The sequence below is a fragment of the Allobosea thiooxidans genome, assembly GCF_900168195.1.
GTDB lineage: Bacteria > Pseudomonadota > Alphaproteobacteria > Rhizobiales > Beijerinckiaceae > Allobosea > Allobosea thiooxidans.
In genome coordinates this window covers 13,162-27,508 of record NZ_FUYX01000011.1, presented here as the reverse complement: position 1 = coordinate 27,508, position 14,347 = coordinate 13,162, and the positions used below count along the sequence as shown (strand labels likewise).

General features: G+C 66.6%; 12 protein-coding genes. 5 read left to right on the top strand and 7 right to left on the bottom strand.

Translation table 11 applies throughout. From position 1 onward, the window contains the following. Positions 1-120: 120 nt before the first annotated feature. Complete coding sequence (locus B5Y19_RS18345) at positions 121-1,146, top strand: DUF2336 domain-containing protein (protein ID WP_079591904.1); 1,026 nt, start codon at positions 121-123, stop codon at positions 1,144-1,146. Positions 1,147-1,235: 89 nt separating this feature from the next. After that, positions 1,236-1,835 carry an outer membrane protein gene (locus B5Y19_RS18340; RefSeq protein WP_055726261.1) on the top strand — a complete coding sequence of 200 codons (600 nt, stop codon included), beginning with the start codon at positions 1,236-1,238 and terminating at the stop codon, positions 1,833-1,835. 446 nt (positions 1,836-2,281) lie between these two features. On the opposite strand, the gene parC is transcribed toward B5Y19_RS18340, so the two are convergent. The 3 genes from parC to B5Y19_RS18325 all read right to left on the bottom strand — a co-directional run bounded on the left by parC (position 2,282) and on the right by B5Y19_RS18325 (position 6,043). Further along, positions 2,282-4,528, bottom strand: coding sequence for a DNA topoisomerase IV subunit A (gene parC / locus B5Y19_RS18335; RefSeq protein WP_055726260.1), 2,247 nt, complete (start codon positions 4,526-4,528; stop codon positions 2,282-2,284). A gap of 224 nt (positions 4,529-4,752) precedes the next feature. Beyond that, entirely contained in the window at positions 4,753-5,520 is a 768-nt protein-coding gene (recO, locus tag B5Y19_RS18330; protein WP_055726259.1) for a DNA repair protein RecO, read from the bottom strand. 139 nt (positions 5,521-5,659) lie between these two features. Then, positions 5,660-6,043, bottom strand: coding sequence for a tautomerase family protein (locus tag B5Y19_RS18325; protein ID WP_055726258.1), 384 nt, complete (start codon positions 6,041-6,043; stop codon positions 5,660-5,662). Positions 6,044-6,154: 111 nt separating this feature from the next. Between B5Y19_RS18325 and B5Y19_RS18320 the strand changes: the two genes are divergently transcribed. Beyond that, positions 6,155-6,994: a LysR family transcriptional regulator gene (locus tag B5Y19_RS18320; protein WP_055726257.1), complete on the top strand. Its 840-nt coding sequence runs from the start codon at positions 6,155-6,157 to the stop codon at positions 6,992-6,994. Positions 6,995-7,105: 111 nt separating this feature from the next. Here the strand turns inward: B5Y19_RS18320 and B5Y19_RS18315 are convergent, their stop codons facing one another. From B5Y19_RS18315 to B5Y19_RS18305, 3 genes are all read right to left on the bottom strand, one after another. Then, on the bottom strand, positions 7,106-9,319 hold the full coding sequence (locus B5Y19_RS18315; RefSeq protein ID WP_055726481.1) for a RelA/SpoT family protein: 2,214 nt from the start codon (positions 9,317-9,319) through the stop codon (positions 7,106-7,108). A gap of 163 nt (positions 9,320-9,482) precedes the next feature. Further along, positions 9,483-9,869, bottom strand: coding sequence for a DNA-directed RNA polymerase subunit omega (gene rpoZ / locus B5Y19_RS18310; protein WP_055726256.1), 387 nt, complete (start codon positions 9,867-9,869; stop codon positions 9,483-9,485). 174 nt (positions 9,870-10,043) lie between these two features. Then, positions 10,044-11,747 carry an ATP-binding protein gene (locus tag B5Y19_RS18305; protein WP_079591903.1) on the bottom strand — a complete coding sequence of 568 codons (1,704 nt, stop codon included), beginning with the start codon at positions 11,745-11,747 and terminating at the stop codon, positions 10,044-10,046. A gap of 229 nt (positions 11,748-11,976) precedes the next feature. Here B5Y19_RS18305 and B5Y19_RS18300 point away from each other — a divergent pair, with 229 nt between their 5' ends. Further along, the gene (locus B5Y19_RS18300) at positions 11,977-12,729 is read left to right on the top strand and encodes a pyridoxine 5'-phosphate synthase (RefSeq protein ID WP_055726254.1); all 753 of its coding nucleotides are present in this window, start codon (positions 11,977-11,979) and stop codon (positions 12,727-12,729) included. Between the two features lie 205 nt (positions 12,730-12,934). Next, positions 12,935-13,339, top strand: coding sequence for a holo-ACP synthase (gene acpS, locus B5Y19_RS18295; RefSeq protein WP_055726253.1), 405 nt, complete (start codon positions 12,935-12,937; stop codon positions 13,337-13,339). A 108-nt stretch (positions 13,340-13,447) separates the two neighbouring features. Here acpS and aqpZ read toward each other — a convergent pair whose 3' ends face one another. Further along, entirely contained in the window at positions 13,448-14,173 is a 726-nt protein-coding gene (aqpZ, locus tag B5Y19_RS18290; RefSeq protein WP_079591902.1) for an aquaporin Z, read from the bottom strand. Between the last annotated feature and the right edge of the window lie 174 nt (positions 14,174-14,347).

Sequence of the window (14,347 nt, the reverse complement as noted above, 5' to 3'; positions counted from 1 at the left end):
CAAGAACCGGGTGACGAAGCAAGAAATTACTCCGTTACCCGGGAAAACAACCTGCTGCCTTAAGAGTAAATCAAGCTGACACGGGCATGGTTCCGCCGCTGTTTTGCCGTGGGGGCTTCGATGTTGCGTAACCTGACCCGGATGCCGGCCGACATGTCGTCGGATTCGCGCCGGCAGTTGCTTCATGCCGTCACGGACCTGTTCCTGCTCGATCAGGAACCCAACGACGCCGCCAAGGAACATTACGGCGAGATCGCGACGACTTCGCTCGCCCATCTCGGCGACGACGAGCGCAAGGGCTACGCCGACCGCGTGGCGAGCATGCCGACCCTGCCGCACAATGTCGCGGTAAGCCTCGGCGGCGACAGCAATGCCGAGGTGGCACGCCTCGTGCTGACGCTCTCACCGGTGCTGACCGATACGGATCTCGCCGCCATCGCCGTCGGCCAGTCCCAGCAGCACCTCGTCGCCATCGCCGAACGTGCCCGGCTTTCGGAAAGCGTCACCGACATCCTCGTCGAGCGCGGCGACCAGAAGGTGCTGCACACGGTCAGCGCCAACGAAGGCGCCGCCTTCTCGGACCGCGGCTTCGACCGCCTGCTCGAACGCGGCGAAGGCGATGCCGCAATCGCCGGCGCGCTGGCCCGCCGTTCCGACCTCGCCCCGAACCGGGCCCAGCGCGTGCTGCGCATCGTCGAGCATTTCGCCGACGGTGCTGGCGCCGGCGCGAAGGCGACGGAAGAGGCTGTGTCGCTCGCCCGCCAGGCGCGCCAGCAGCGGCTCGAGGTCAAGCTCCTGCTCTCCGACCTGACGGCGAAGGTGCGCGAGGTCGACGACGTGCTGACCATGCTGGCCGACGAGGACCGGGCCTACCACCTCGCCCAGGTGCTGGCGCAGGTCGCCGACATTACGATCGAACAGGCACTGCGCGTCCTCATGCAGCGCGACGCCAGCGGCATCGCCGTCACCTGTCGCTCGCTCGGCATCGGCACCACGGCCTTCCGCGCCATCCTGCAGCTGCGGGCGCGGCGGCTCTATTTCTCCTCGCGCGACATCGACGACGATGTCGACGCCTATGCCAAGCTCGACCTCGCCACCGCCGAGCGGACGCTGCGCTTTCTCAAGCTCAGGACCAAGATCGCCTGAGGCGGCAGGGCCCGGCCACAAAACCGCGACATTCTCCCGGCCCCATGGTAGCTTGCCATGGGGTGCGTTGACGCGAGGATGCCTACGACGTGAGATATACGCCTCTTGCCACTGCGGTGCTTGCGACCCTGATCGCAGCCGGCACCAGCGCGCAGGCACAGGCCCTGCTGCCGCTCACGGGCTTCGCCACCCTGCCCTCCTTCGCCTGGGACGAGCCGATGCTGTCGCCACGCTGGGAAGGGTCCTATGCCCGGATCTCCTCCGGCTTCCAGGTCACCAGCTCGAAGCATATGCGCACCAGCGCCGGGCCGACCATCGGGCTCGAGGCGGGGATGATGCGGCGGGAGGGCAACTTCGTCTACGGCATCATCGGCGCGCTCGACTACGCCCCCGCGATCGGCGGCTACGGCTATCCGAGCTTCGGCAACGTCGCCTATACGCGTGACTTCGCCGGCGCCTTCCAGATCAAGACCGGCGTGCTGGTGACGCCCGACGTGCTGCTCTATACCAAGGTCGGGATGAGCGCCGCCAACGAGACCTGGCGCTATGGCGCGACGCCCTTCTACAGCCCGTTCAGCCGCAGCGAGATCGCCGTGCGGCCCGAGGCGCGCGCCGGCGTGGAATGGGCCGTGACCGACAAGGTCACGCTCGGTCTGGAAGTCGGCTTCGTCGGCCAGGCGATCCGCTGAGAAGCTGATTCAAGCGGCTGCGGATCCGATTCCGGAATCGCCTACAGACCTTTGATATTATTGACATTTTACGAGGGTGACACGGGCCCTCTCTCCTGTAAGGAGGGGGATAAGGGGTGAGATGTAAGCCGCTCGACCAGCGCTGCGCCCTCACGCCTGCTGTGACAAACTCGCTCCAAATTCGGTTAGAGCGTGCTGCATTCTGCATGGAAGCGCGGGTCGTCCCGGACGGAGCGAAGCGAATATCCGGGATCCATGCCTGAACCTTGATCGGTACCGTACCGGCATGGATCCCGGGTCAAGCCCAGGATGGCGGAATGGTTCCGAGCAAATGCGCAAACTCTAGCGACCTTCCCCTCAGCCTACCCTCTGCCCGCTGGGAGAGGGTTTTCCGTCGGGATTTTCGCTGCCCTACCACCAGTCGCCACGCTGGCGCAGGCAAGCACTCAGCCCCCGAACGTATTGCTCTTGGGGAAGCCCTTCGGCGGCAGGCGCCCGGCCTCGGCGCGGTGGCCGAGCCACTCAAGCAATTCGCTCTGCGCCACGGTCCAGGTCCGGCCTGAGGTGTCGAGCCAGGTCAGGCCGTCGGCGAGGTTGAAGGTCTTGGCGTCGGAGAAGCCGCCGTCCTTGTAGCGCTGCAGCCGCACGCCCTTGCCGCGCGCCATCTCGGCCACTTCCGTGATCGGGAAGCAGAGCAGTTTGCGGTTCTGGCCGATGATCGCGACATGGTCGCCATCCGCCGGTGCGGCGAGGACGGCCGTCGCCTTGCCGTCGACATTCAGCACCTGCCGGCCCTTGCGGGTATTGGCGACGACGTCGTCCGCCGGTGCCACGAACCCCCTGCCCTCGCTCGTCGCCATCAGCAACTTCGTGCCCGGCCTGTAGGGGAAGGCCGTGACGATCTCGGCCGTCTCCTCCAGCTCGATCATCAGCCGGATCGGATCGCCGAAGCCGCGCCCGCCCGGCAGCTTGGAGGCATCGAGCGTGAAGATCTTGCCGTTCGAGGCCAGCACCAGCACCTTCGCCGTGGTCTCGGTGAAGAAGGCCGTCTGCAGCGCGTCGTCGCCCTTGAAGGAGAAGCTGGAGCGATCCTGCACATGGCCCTTCAGCGCCCGGATCCAGCCCTTCTTCGAGATCACCACCGTGATCGGCTCGCGCTCGACCATGGCCTGGGTCAGGTCGATATCGGCGGTGTCCGGCATGTCGGCGAAATCGGTGCGGCGCTTGCCGATCACCGTCTCCGGGCCGAAGGTCTTCTTCACCTGGCGGATATCCCAGGCGATGGTCTTCCATTGCGTCGCCTCGGAGGCGAGCAGACCCTCGATCTGCTCCTTCTCCTTGGTCAGCTCGTCCAGTTCGGTCTTGAGCTGCATTTCCTCGAGCTTGCGCAAAGCGCGCAGGCGCGTGTCGAGAATGGCATTGGCCTGGATCTCGGTGAGATCGAAGACCTTCATCAGCTCGATCTTCGGCTCATCCTCCTCGCGGATGATTTTGATCACCCGGTCGAGGTCGAGATAGACGATCAGCAGGCCGCGCAAGATCTCGAGGCGCTTGTCGATCTGGCCGAGCCGGAAGCGCGAGCGGCGCTGCAGCACCTCGCGGCGGTGGTCGAGCCAGGCGCGCAGCGCCTCGGCGAGCCCGAGCACGCGCGGCACCAGCCCGCCGGTCAGCACGTTCATGTTCATCGGAATGCGGGCTTCGAGCTCCGAGAGCCTGAAGAGCGATTCCATCATCAGGTTGGCGTCGACGTTGCGGGCGCGCGGCTCGATGACGATGCGGATATCTTCCGCGGATTCGTCGCGCAGGTCTGCGACCAGAGGCAGCTTCTTATCGTTGAGCAGCTCGGCGATCTTCTCGATCAGCCGCCCCTTCGAGACCATGTAGGGGATCTCGGTGACGACGGCGAGCCAGGTGCCGCGGCCCTGATCCTCGACATGCCAGCGCGCGCGGGTGCGGAAGGCGCCGCGGCCGGTGCGATAGGTCTCCGCCATCGACTCGCGGCTCTCGACGATGATGCCGCCGGTCGGGAAATCCGGGCCGGGCACAAAGGTCATGAGCTGCTCGGAGGAGGTCTCCGGGTGCTGGATCAGGTAGAGTGCGGCGTCGCAGAGCTCGGCCGCATTGTGCGGCGGGATCGAGGTCGCCATGCCGACCGCGATGCCCTGCGAACCATTGGCCAGCAGGTTCGGAAAGGCGGCCGGGAGCACGATCGGCTCCTCGTCCTCGCCGTTATAAGTCTCGCGGAAATCGACCGCGTCCTCGTCGATGCCGTCGAGAAGCAACCGCGCGACCTCGGTCATACGCGCTTCGGTGTAGCGGTAGGCGGCGGCGTTATCGCCGTCGATATTGCCGAAATTGCCCTGCCCGTCGACGAGCGGATAGCGCTGGGCGAAATCCTGCGCGAGGCGAACCAGCGCGTCATAGACCGACTGGTCGCCATGCGGGTGGAACTTACCGATGACGTCGCCGACGATGCGGGCGCATTTCTTGTGGACCTGGCCGGGATCGAGCCGGAGCAGCCGCATGGCGTGCAGGATGCGGCGGTGGACCGGCTTCAGGCCGTCGCGCGCATCCGGCAAGGCGCGGTGCATGATGGTGGACAGCGCATAGGCGAGATAGCGCTCCTCGAGCGCCGATTTCAGATCGATGCGCTCGGCTTCGTCCTCCGGCGGCGGATCGACCGGCTTGCCCATGCGTCTTCAGCCCTCGTCTTGTCCAAATTTCGCGCGGTCCCGATCCCATCGTATTCGGACGGCACCGTCCGAATACGATGGGATCGATTCTCAGAGTCAGAGCGTTGCTCGACGCGAAAAACCGGGACCCACTTTTTCGCGCAATGCTCTATGGCACAGCGCGAATCAGCCCGCTAGAACAATGCAGGTACGCTGCCATGCGCGCAAACGCCGGCGCCGGCATTTCACGCTGAATCGGTGGATGGATCGGCCTCGGCCGCATTCGCCGCAGCGCGCCCGGCCAGCTCGATCAGCCGCGCCCGCTCCGGCGGCTCGCGCAGGTCGCGCGGCTCGAGGATGTGGCGGCGCAGGAAGAAGCCGGTGAGCGCGAAGCCCGCCAGGATTTCCGCCGCGGAAGGCGTGCGCCCACCCTGCCCCTCGACCAGGAAGGCCGGCAGCGCCAGCAGCCGGTCGAGATAGGGCTGCGCGACCGGGCGGCTCACCGCCTTGCCCGATTTGGGCGAGACATGGCTGAGATCGTCCGGCGATTGGGTGACGGCGCAGCGCGAGAGGTCGAGCCCGAAGCCGAGCTCCCCCAACATGGCGAGCTCGAAGCGCACGACCAGCGCGGGGGCGAGTTGCGGCTCGTCGAGATGGGCGATCAGGACCGAGAGCCCCTCATAAAGCCCGGGATGGGGATCGCGCTCCGGCAGCAGCCGCAGCAGGCCGGAGACCGTTGCCAGCCCGTACAGCGCCACCGGGGCGGCCATCAGCCGCGCCGCGTGGGAGGCCAGGAGCTCGATCTTGTACTCGCCGAGATGCTCGTCGAGCCGGGCGCGCCAGGTCAGCGAAACGTGGTTGCCGGGCTGGAGCGGCGCCTGCGCCTTGGCGGAACGCCCGCCCCTGACGAGCCCGAGATGACGACCATGCTCGCGCGTCATCACCTCCAGGATCACGGCGCTCTCGCCATGAGCCTTGAGGCCGATGATCGTGCCCTCGTCGGTCCATTCCATGAGGACAGGATTTAGGGCAGCCGGGCGCCGGAAGAAACAGCGTCATGGTCGGGCTTGACCCGACCATCTCGGAAACCAGCCATCCGGTCATGAAATCCTCGGGTCGCCGCAAAGCGGCGCCCGAGAATGACAGCGTGCGTCACGCCACATATTGCGCGATGCCGCCGCCGAAGGACCAGTCCTCGCGCTTCACCTCGACGAGATTGATGAAGATGTCGTCCGGCTTCAGACCGGGCTCCTTCCCCAGATTTTCGACGATCGCGGCGTAGAGCTTCTTCTTCTGCGTGACGCCGCGCGTATTGGCGACGGTGAGCTGAATGATCACCAACCTGTCGCTGCGATTGAAGCCGAAATAATTCGCGTCGAAGACGAACTCGTCGGCGTCGTGCTGGTGGACGACGCCGAAGAGGTCCTTCTCCGGCACCTCGAAAGTCTCGCGCAGCGCCTTGTAGACGCCATCGATGATCGCGGCCGGCTCGGAGGCCGGGCGGCCGCGGCGCATGGAAATCCTGATCAGGGGCATGGTCTGTCTCCGTGTCCAGGCGCAACCGCGCCTTTCGAGAGCACCTTAGACCGCTGCTCATGATCTAAAAATCGCATCTATGATGATATCAATGATATGGTATTATGATTTATGAACACTCTGGACATCGATGCCGTCGCCTCCTTCCTGCGCACGGCCGAGCTGAAAAGCTTCACCCGCGCCGCCGAGGCACTCGGCACGACGCAATCGCTGGTCAGCACGCGGGTCAAACGGCTGGAGGACGGGTTGGGTCGCCTGCTGCTGCAGCGCCATCCCCGACTCGTGCGCTTGACCGCCGAGGGCGAGCGCTTCCTGCCCGCCGCCCGCGACTTGCTGGCGGCCCATGGCAAGGCGCTCGCCGCCTTCGCGGTGGCTCCAGAGCATATTGCGGTGGGCATCAGTGAACAGGCTGTTGGAGCCGAGGTCCCAGCCGTGCTGGCGCGCCTGACGGCGCATGATCCCGGCATCGTCATCAATCTGCGGATCGAGCCGTCGCGGATGCTGGAAGACGCGTTCGAACGCGGCGAGCTCGATGTCGTGATCGTGCGCCGGCTCGCGGCAGGACGGACCGGCGAGGTCCTGCGCGAGGATGCCGTCGGCTGGTTCGCAGCCCCCGGTCTCGTTCGGCAAGCCGACGCGCCGGTGCCGCTGGTCAGTCTCGTCGCCGAATGCCGCCTGCGCCGGCACAGCATGGACACGCTCGACCGCGCCGGCATCGCCTGGCGCGAGGCTTTCGTAGGCGGCGGCATGGCGGCGGTCGCGGCCGCCGTTCAGGTCGGGCTCGGCGTCTCGCCGCTGGCCGCGCGGATCGCGCCGGCGGGCACGGTCGATATCGGTCCGAGCTGGGGCCTGCCATCGCTCGGCGGGTCGCAGGTCGTGCTCCGGAGCAATGTCGCGACACCGCGTGCAGGGGCTTTCGTGCGCGAGCTTGCCGCGGCGTTCCGGGGATAAACCCGTCATTCTCGGGCGAAGCGCAGCTTCGACCCGAGAATCTCATGAAAAGAAGGGGGCTGGTTTCCGAGATGCTCGGGTCAAGCCCGAGCATGACGGCTGGGCCACTCCCTACCCGATCACCCGCTCGACCCGGCTGATCACCCGCTTCTCGCGCAGCTCGCTGATGATCGCCGAGAGGTGCTTCAGGTCCCAGACCGTGAGGTCGATGGTGACGTCGGTGAAGTCCGGATTCGGGCGGTTCATCGAAACGGAATCGATGTTGCCGTCATGCTCGGCGATGGTGGTGGTGATCTGGGCGAGCGAACCCGGCTCGTTGATCGACTTCAGGGCGATGCGGGCCGGGAAGCGCTGCGCGACCTTGTCGTCGAGATCCCAGCGCACGTCGAGCCAGCGATCCGGCTCGTTGTCGAAGGCCGCGAGCGCCGGAGACTGGATCGGATAGATCGTCACCCCCTCGCCCGGCGTCAGGATGCCGACGATGCGGTCGCCGGGCACGGCGCCGCCCTGGGGCGCGAAGCGCACCGGCAGGTCGCGGCCGAGGCCGCGGATCGGAATGGCACTGTCGGAGGGTCCTTCGCCCGGGAGCTTGAACTTGAGGTTCTCGCCCTGGCGCAGTTCGAACCAGCCCTTGCCCGAGGGCGCGCCAGCCGGCTTGCCCTCCGCCGTGGCGCGCTTCTCCGGCTCGAGATCGGGATAAACCGCCTTGACCACGTCGCCGGAATACATCTCGCCGCGGCCGACCGCGGCGAGCACGTCGTCGACGGTGTTGCGGGCGAGGCGCTTCAGCGCCGCCTTGAGCTTCTCGTCGGAGAAGGCGCGCTCGGCCCGCGAGAAGGCACGCTCAAGGATCTGCCGGCCGAGCCCGGCATATTGCCGGCGCACGGCGGCGCGGGTGGCGCGGCGGATGGCGGCGCGGGCCTTGCCGGTGACAACGAGCGATTCCCAGGCGGCCGGTGGCGCCTGGCCCTCGGCGCGGGTGATCTCGACCTCGTCGCCGTTCTGCAGCTCGGTCAGCAGCGGGGCTATGCGCCCGTTGATCTTCGCGCCGACGGCGCTGTTGCCGACATCGGTGTGGACCGCATAGGCGAAATCGATCGGCGTCGCGCCCCGCGGCAGGGCGATGAGCCGGCCCTTCGGCGTGAAGCAGAAGACCTGGTCGTGGAAGAGCTCGAGCTTGGTGTGCTCGAGGAACTCCTCCGGACTGTCGCCCTCGTTGAGGAGGTCGACGGTGCGGCGCAGCCACTGATAGGCCCGGCTCTCGTCGCCGAGCTGGATCGGCTCGCCGGGGCGGCCGTCCTTGTAGTGGGCGTGGGCGGCGATGCCGTATTCGGCGATGCGATCCATCGCATCGGTGCGGATCTGCAGCTCGACGCGGCTGTGGCCGGGGCCGACGACCGTGGTGTGGATCGAGCGGTAATCGTTCTGCTTCGGCGTCGAGATGTAGTCCTTGTAGCGGCCGGGCACCATCGGCCAGGTCATGTGGACGATGCCGAGGACGCGGTAGCAGTCCTCGGGCTTCTCGACGATGACGCGGAAGCCGAAGATGTCGGAGAGCTGCTCGAAGGAGACGGATTTGCGCTCCATCTTCTTCCAGATCGAATAGGGCCGCTTGCGCCGGCCGGTGACCTCCGCTTGGATGCCGCTGGCGGCAAGCTTTTCCTTGAGGTCCAGCTCGATCTCGCCGATCACCCTGCCTTCCCGCGCAGTGACCTCCTCCAGCCGCTTGGTCACGGTGGCGTGGGCTTCCGGCTTGATATGGCGGAAGGAGAGTTCCTCCAGTTCCTCGCGCAGCTCCTGCATGCCCATGCGGCCGGCAAGCGGGGCGTAGATCTCGATCGTCTCCTCGGCGATGCGCAGGCGCTTCTCCGGGGGAACGAAGTGCAGGGTGCGCATGTTGTGCAGCCGGTCGGCGAGCTTGACCAGCAGCACGCGGACATCGTCGGCGATGGCGAGCAGAAGCTTGCGGAAATTCTCGCCCTGGGCCGCCTTCTTCGAGACGAGATCGAGTTTCTTGATCTTGGTGAGGCCGTCGACGAGCCGGCGGATATCCGGCCCGAACATGCTCTCGATCTCTTCCAGCGTCGCCGCCGTGTCCTCGACCGTGTCGTGCAGCACGGCCGCGACGATGGTGGCGTCGTCGAGCTTGAGATCGGTCAGGATCGCCGCGACTTCGAGGGGATGGGCGAAGAAGGGGTCGCCGGAGGCGCGCTTCTGCGTGCCGTGCGCGCGCATGGCATAGACATAGGCCCGGTTGAGCAGGTCCTCGTCGGTGTTCGGATTGTAGCTCCTGACCCGGTCAACGAGCTCGTATTGCCGCATCATGCCCATGCGGGCCCCTGCCTCGTCCCTCGATCGTTGCAACGCATCAATATTTGCACAGGCATTGGCGGCAGCAAGGCGTTTTCCAGAAGGCGGGCATGAAAAAGCCCGGCACTGCCGGGCTTTAGCGTCAAACAGTGAACAATCGATTCACGCGTGCCGAGGATCAATCCTCGTCGTCGGCGCTCTCGGTCGGCGGAACGAGGCCGTCGAGACCGCGCAGCAGGTCCTCTTCGCTCATCCGGTCGAACTGGATGTCGCTGTCGGAGGTGGCCGTGGCGGGGTTGGCGAGCAGCGGCACGGTCTCCGGCTCCGGCTCGTCGACCTCGACATGCTTCTGCAGCGAGTGGATCAGGTCTTCCTTGAGATCCTCGGGCTTCAGCTTCTCGTCGGCGATCTCGCGCAGCGCGACGACAGGGTTCTTGTCGTTGTCGCGCGCGACGAGGATCGAGGAACCGGACGCGATCATCCGGGCGCGATGGCTGGCGAGCAGCACCAGCTCGAAGCGGTTCTCGACCTTGTCGATGCAGTCTTCAACGGTAACGCGAGCCATGGGCGGCTTCTTCCGATCTCGACGATGAAGGGAATGGATTGAGCAGGGCCTTACAGGGAAAGCCGTCGCGATGCAAGAAAATCGCAGGCGGCGCCAGCCGCCGATGGACGGCGCGCAACGCACTCCTTCGGCATCGCTCGCGCTCGCGTGGCGCAGGCAGCGAGGCTGTGCGGCTCAGGCGCGCATGCGCCGCACCATGTCGTCGAGCGTCGGCTCGAGCCGCCCGCCCTCGCCGCGCATCCCGCCCATCGCCGGAAGCTCGTGCGGCTTGAGCTCGGCAAAGCGCATCCGCATCGTCGTCGCAACGCCCTCGCCGAAGGCGATGGCCTCGCGGTTGCCGATCGAGGACAGGAAATTGATCGTGCTGGCGGAGGCGTCCGAGATCGCCGACCGGATGATCTGCTGGTCGCGCTCGTTGGCGAGCCGCATGGCGAAGACGGTGGAGCATTGCGACAGGATGGTCGGATCGAGCTCGCCTGGCCGCTGCGTCACCACGCCGAGATAGGCGCCGTATTTGCGGCCTTCCTTGGCGATGCGCGCGATCGCCTGGCGGGTCGGAGCGAAACCCAGCGCCGGGTCGGACGGCACGTAACGATGCGCCTCCTCGCAGAGCAGCAGCACTTCGCAGGCGCCCTGGCTCGCCATGGCGAGCTCGAAGGCGAGCCGCGACAGCACCGAGGCCACGGCATTGACCACCTCGCCCGGCAGGCCGCCGAGCTGGAAGGCCGTGATCGGCCGGCCATGCATCGGGACGCGGAAGATCTGGCCGAGGATCGGCGCCACCGTCTCGAACATGTTGGCGCGCCCGAACATGAAGCGGTAGCGCGGATCGGCGTGGAGCGATTCCAGCCGCACCTTCAGCGAACGCAGAGCCGGGCGGGGCCAGCGCTGCTCGTGCAGGCCAATCAGCTCGTCGATGACGGCGAAGGCATCCTTCAGGCGATAGGGTGTCGCGGCGTCGATGCTCGCAGCCTGGGTCGACTCGGGGGCGGCACGGCCGACACCGAGATCGAGCGGTCGCTTGAGCAGGCTCGAACCGAGATCGCGCGCCAGTTCCTGGCCGTTCGGGACACGATAGCGGGCCCGGGCGGCGGCAATGACCTCGCGCAGGATGTCGGGCTCGTCGTCGAGCGCCGGACGGCCGCGAAAGACGACGTCGGCCAGTTCCTCCTGCTTGAACATCCAGAACGGCAGGTCGAGCGCCTCGCCGTCGATGGTGAGCGCGAGGTCGGGAAAGGCGATGGAGTATTCGTTGTGCGGATCGAGAACGAGCACGCGCAGGCGCGGGCGAGTGGCGACGGCCCGGCGCAGCAGCAGCGCGACCGCGCTCGACTTGCCGACGCCGGTGGTGCCGACGAGCGCAAAATGGCGCGAGAGCATGTCCTGGATGCTGACGGTCGCGGCAATGCTGGCATCCTGCGTGACATGGCCGATCTCCACCCCGGCACGGTCGCCGAGATCGTGCACCAGGGCGAGATCGCCGGAGCGGATGCGGTGGGCGACGGCGCCGATCGGTGGGTAATTGGTGATGCCGCTCTGGAAATGCTGGAGGCCGTCCGGCCTCTCCTGGACCTCGCCGAGAAACTCGACCTCGACCTGGATCGGGTTCTCGCCATCGTTCCAGGCGGCCTCGACCGCATGCAGCTTGTAGACGAGCGCGACGATGCGGCTGCTGCCGAGATTGATCGAGATCATCCGGCCGATCGCCCAGGCGTCGCTCGCCAGCCAGTTGCCGGTGGAGACGGCGCTGAGAATCGTGGCACGCGAGCCGTCGCAGGCGATGACCCGTCCCAGCGCCCGTTCCGGCGGCTGGCCTGCGTCGCGGCGGTCAGGCGCGATGTCCGTCCGGAAGGTCGCGTTCTTCAAGGGGAGTTGCATCGGCCCCGCCCATTCGATCCAAAATTCAACTCGGCTCAGTCTTGACGTTACAGAAGCCCGGTTACGATTACCTTCACGAAGGGCAAACAACTGTTCTGGGTTATCGAGTCGCAAACGGCGCTACCGGCCGGCACCGATCACAATTGGTGAGGCCGCCATCACAATCCCTGCATTGAGCCGAAGGCGCGATTTCGTCTAAGCACGGCGTAGCTACGAAAGGGCTTGCATCATGGCCGAACGGCTGCGTCTGGGCGTCAACATCGACCATGTCGCCACGGTGAGGAATGCGCGCGGCGGCGCCCTGCCCGATCCGGTGCGCGCGGCCCATCGCGCCATCGCCGCCGGCGCCGACGGCATCACCGCCCATCTGCGCGAGGATCGCCGCCATATCCGCGACGCCGACATGGTGCGTCTCGCCGCCGAGTTGACGAAGCCGCTCAATTTCGAGATGGCCGCCACCGACGAGATGCTGGCTCTGGCGAAGCGGCTGAAGCCGCATGCCGCATGCCTTGTGCCGGAGAAGCGCGAGGAGCGCACCACCGAGGGCGGGCTCGACGTCGTCGGGCAGGAGGCGCAGCTCGCTCCGCGCATCGCGCAACTGAGGTCGGCCGGCTGCCGCGTCTCGCTCTTCATCGAGCCCGACGAGGCGCCGATCGCCATGGCCGCCAAGCTCGGCGCCCCCGTCGTGGAGCTGCATACCGGCAGCTGGTGCCATGCCGTCGCGGATGGCGAAACGGCGAAGGCCGCGGCCGAGTTCCAGCGGCTGGCGAACGGCGCCGCCTATGCGGCGAAGCTCGGGCTCGAAGTCCATGCCGGGCACGGGCTCGACTACGACACCGCGCGCCAGCTCGCCGGCGTTTCCGCCTTCGTCGAGTTCAACATCGGCCACTTCCTGATCGGCGAGGCGATCTTCATCGGGCTGGAGGCGGCGATCGGCAGGATGCGCCAGGCCATGGATGAGGGACGCGGCGCCACGCGCTGAGATCCTGCTTGGAAATTGATGGAGCCCTCATCCTCTCGAAGGATGTTCCAGGGGCTCTGGAACCTTCTGGGGCATCCTTCGAGACGCCGCTTCGCGACTCCTCAGGATGAGGGCTGACATTCCAATCAACTTCTAAGCAGCCGGCTTCGCCTGCTATCCCCGGAAGCGGTTCCGGTCGGACGAAAAGCGCGCTACATCGCAGGGCATGATCCTCGGCATCGGTTCAGACCTCTGCGACATCCGCCGGATCGAGCGTTCGCTCGAACGCTTCGGCGAGCGCTTCACCCAGCGCGTCTTCACCGATGGCGAGCGGGCGAAATCCGACCGCCGCGCGACGCGGGCCGCGTCCTATGCCCGCCGCTTCGCCGCCAAGGAGGCCTGCTCGAAGGCGCTCGGCACCGGCATGAGCCGCGGCGTCTTCTGGCGCGACATGGAGGTCGTCAACCTGCCGGGCGGGCGGCCGACGATGCGCCTGACCGGCGGTGCGGCGGAGCGGCTCGCAGCCATGACGCCGCCCGGCCACACGGCGATCGTGCATGTCTCTCTGACGGACGACCCGCCTTTGGCGCAGGCCTTCGTCGTGATCGAGGCCCGCGCCGTCTCCGGTTGAACCGAGCAGCGCGCGCCGGCTTCGCCGCCGCAAAAAGAAAGGCCGGCGCCTGCGCGGCACCGGCCCTCCCCGAGGCGGCCTGATCGGCCGCATCCTGTGTCGCCCGTCTTATTCGGCCGGCGCCGTGCCGCTGACGACGCCCTGCGCCTCGCCGCTGAGCCAGCGATAGACGACGCCGCCGAGAACGCCGCCGATGAGCGGCGCCACCCAGAACAGCCAGAGCTGCTGAATGGCCCAACCGCCCACGAACAGCGCTGGACCGGTGCTGCGCGCCGGGTTCACCGAGGTGTTCGTCACGGGAATGCTGACGAGATGGATCAGGGCGAGGCCCAAGCCGATGGCGAGCGGCGCGAAGCTGGCGGGCGCCTTGCCATGGGTCGCCCCCATGATGATGAAGAGGAACATCATCGTCATGACGACTTCCATGAGGAAGGCCGAGACAAGGTTGTACTTGCCGGGCGAGTGCTCGCCATAGCCGTTCGAGGCGAAGCCGTTGGCGAGATCGAAGCCCGGCGCCCCACGCGCGATCAGATAGAGCAGCGCGGCGGCCACGACGGCACCGATCACCTGCGCGACGATGTAGGGAACGACCTGCCCGCCCGGGAAGCGCCCGCCGGCGGCGAGGCCCACCGTGACCGCCGGATTGAGATGGCAGCCGGAAATATGGCCGATCGCATAAGCCATCGTCACCACCGTCAGGCCAAACGCGAGCGAGACGCCGAGCAACCCGATGCCGACATTCGGAAAACCCGCAGCGATGACCGCGCTGCCGCAACCCGCAAACGTCAACCAGAACGTGCCGATGGCCTCGGCGACATATTTCTTCGTGCTCATGCTGATTCCCCCAAAAGTCGTAAAAAGAAATGCTGTTCTCGAAACACGATATCGTCAACGCATGACAGCGCGTATTCGACCTGCGAATTCGGCCTTCCTCCTGCCGTTTTCCCGGAATGGGATCGTTGTTGTCATGTAATCGCCATCCGGCAGCGTCATCCCCCCGGACTGCTC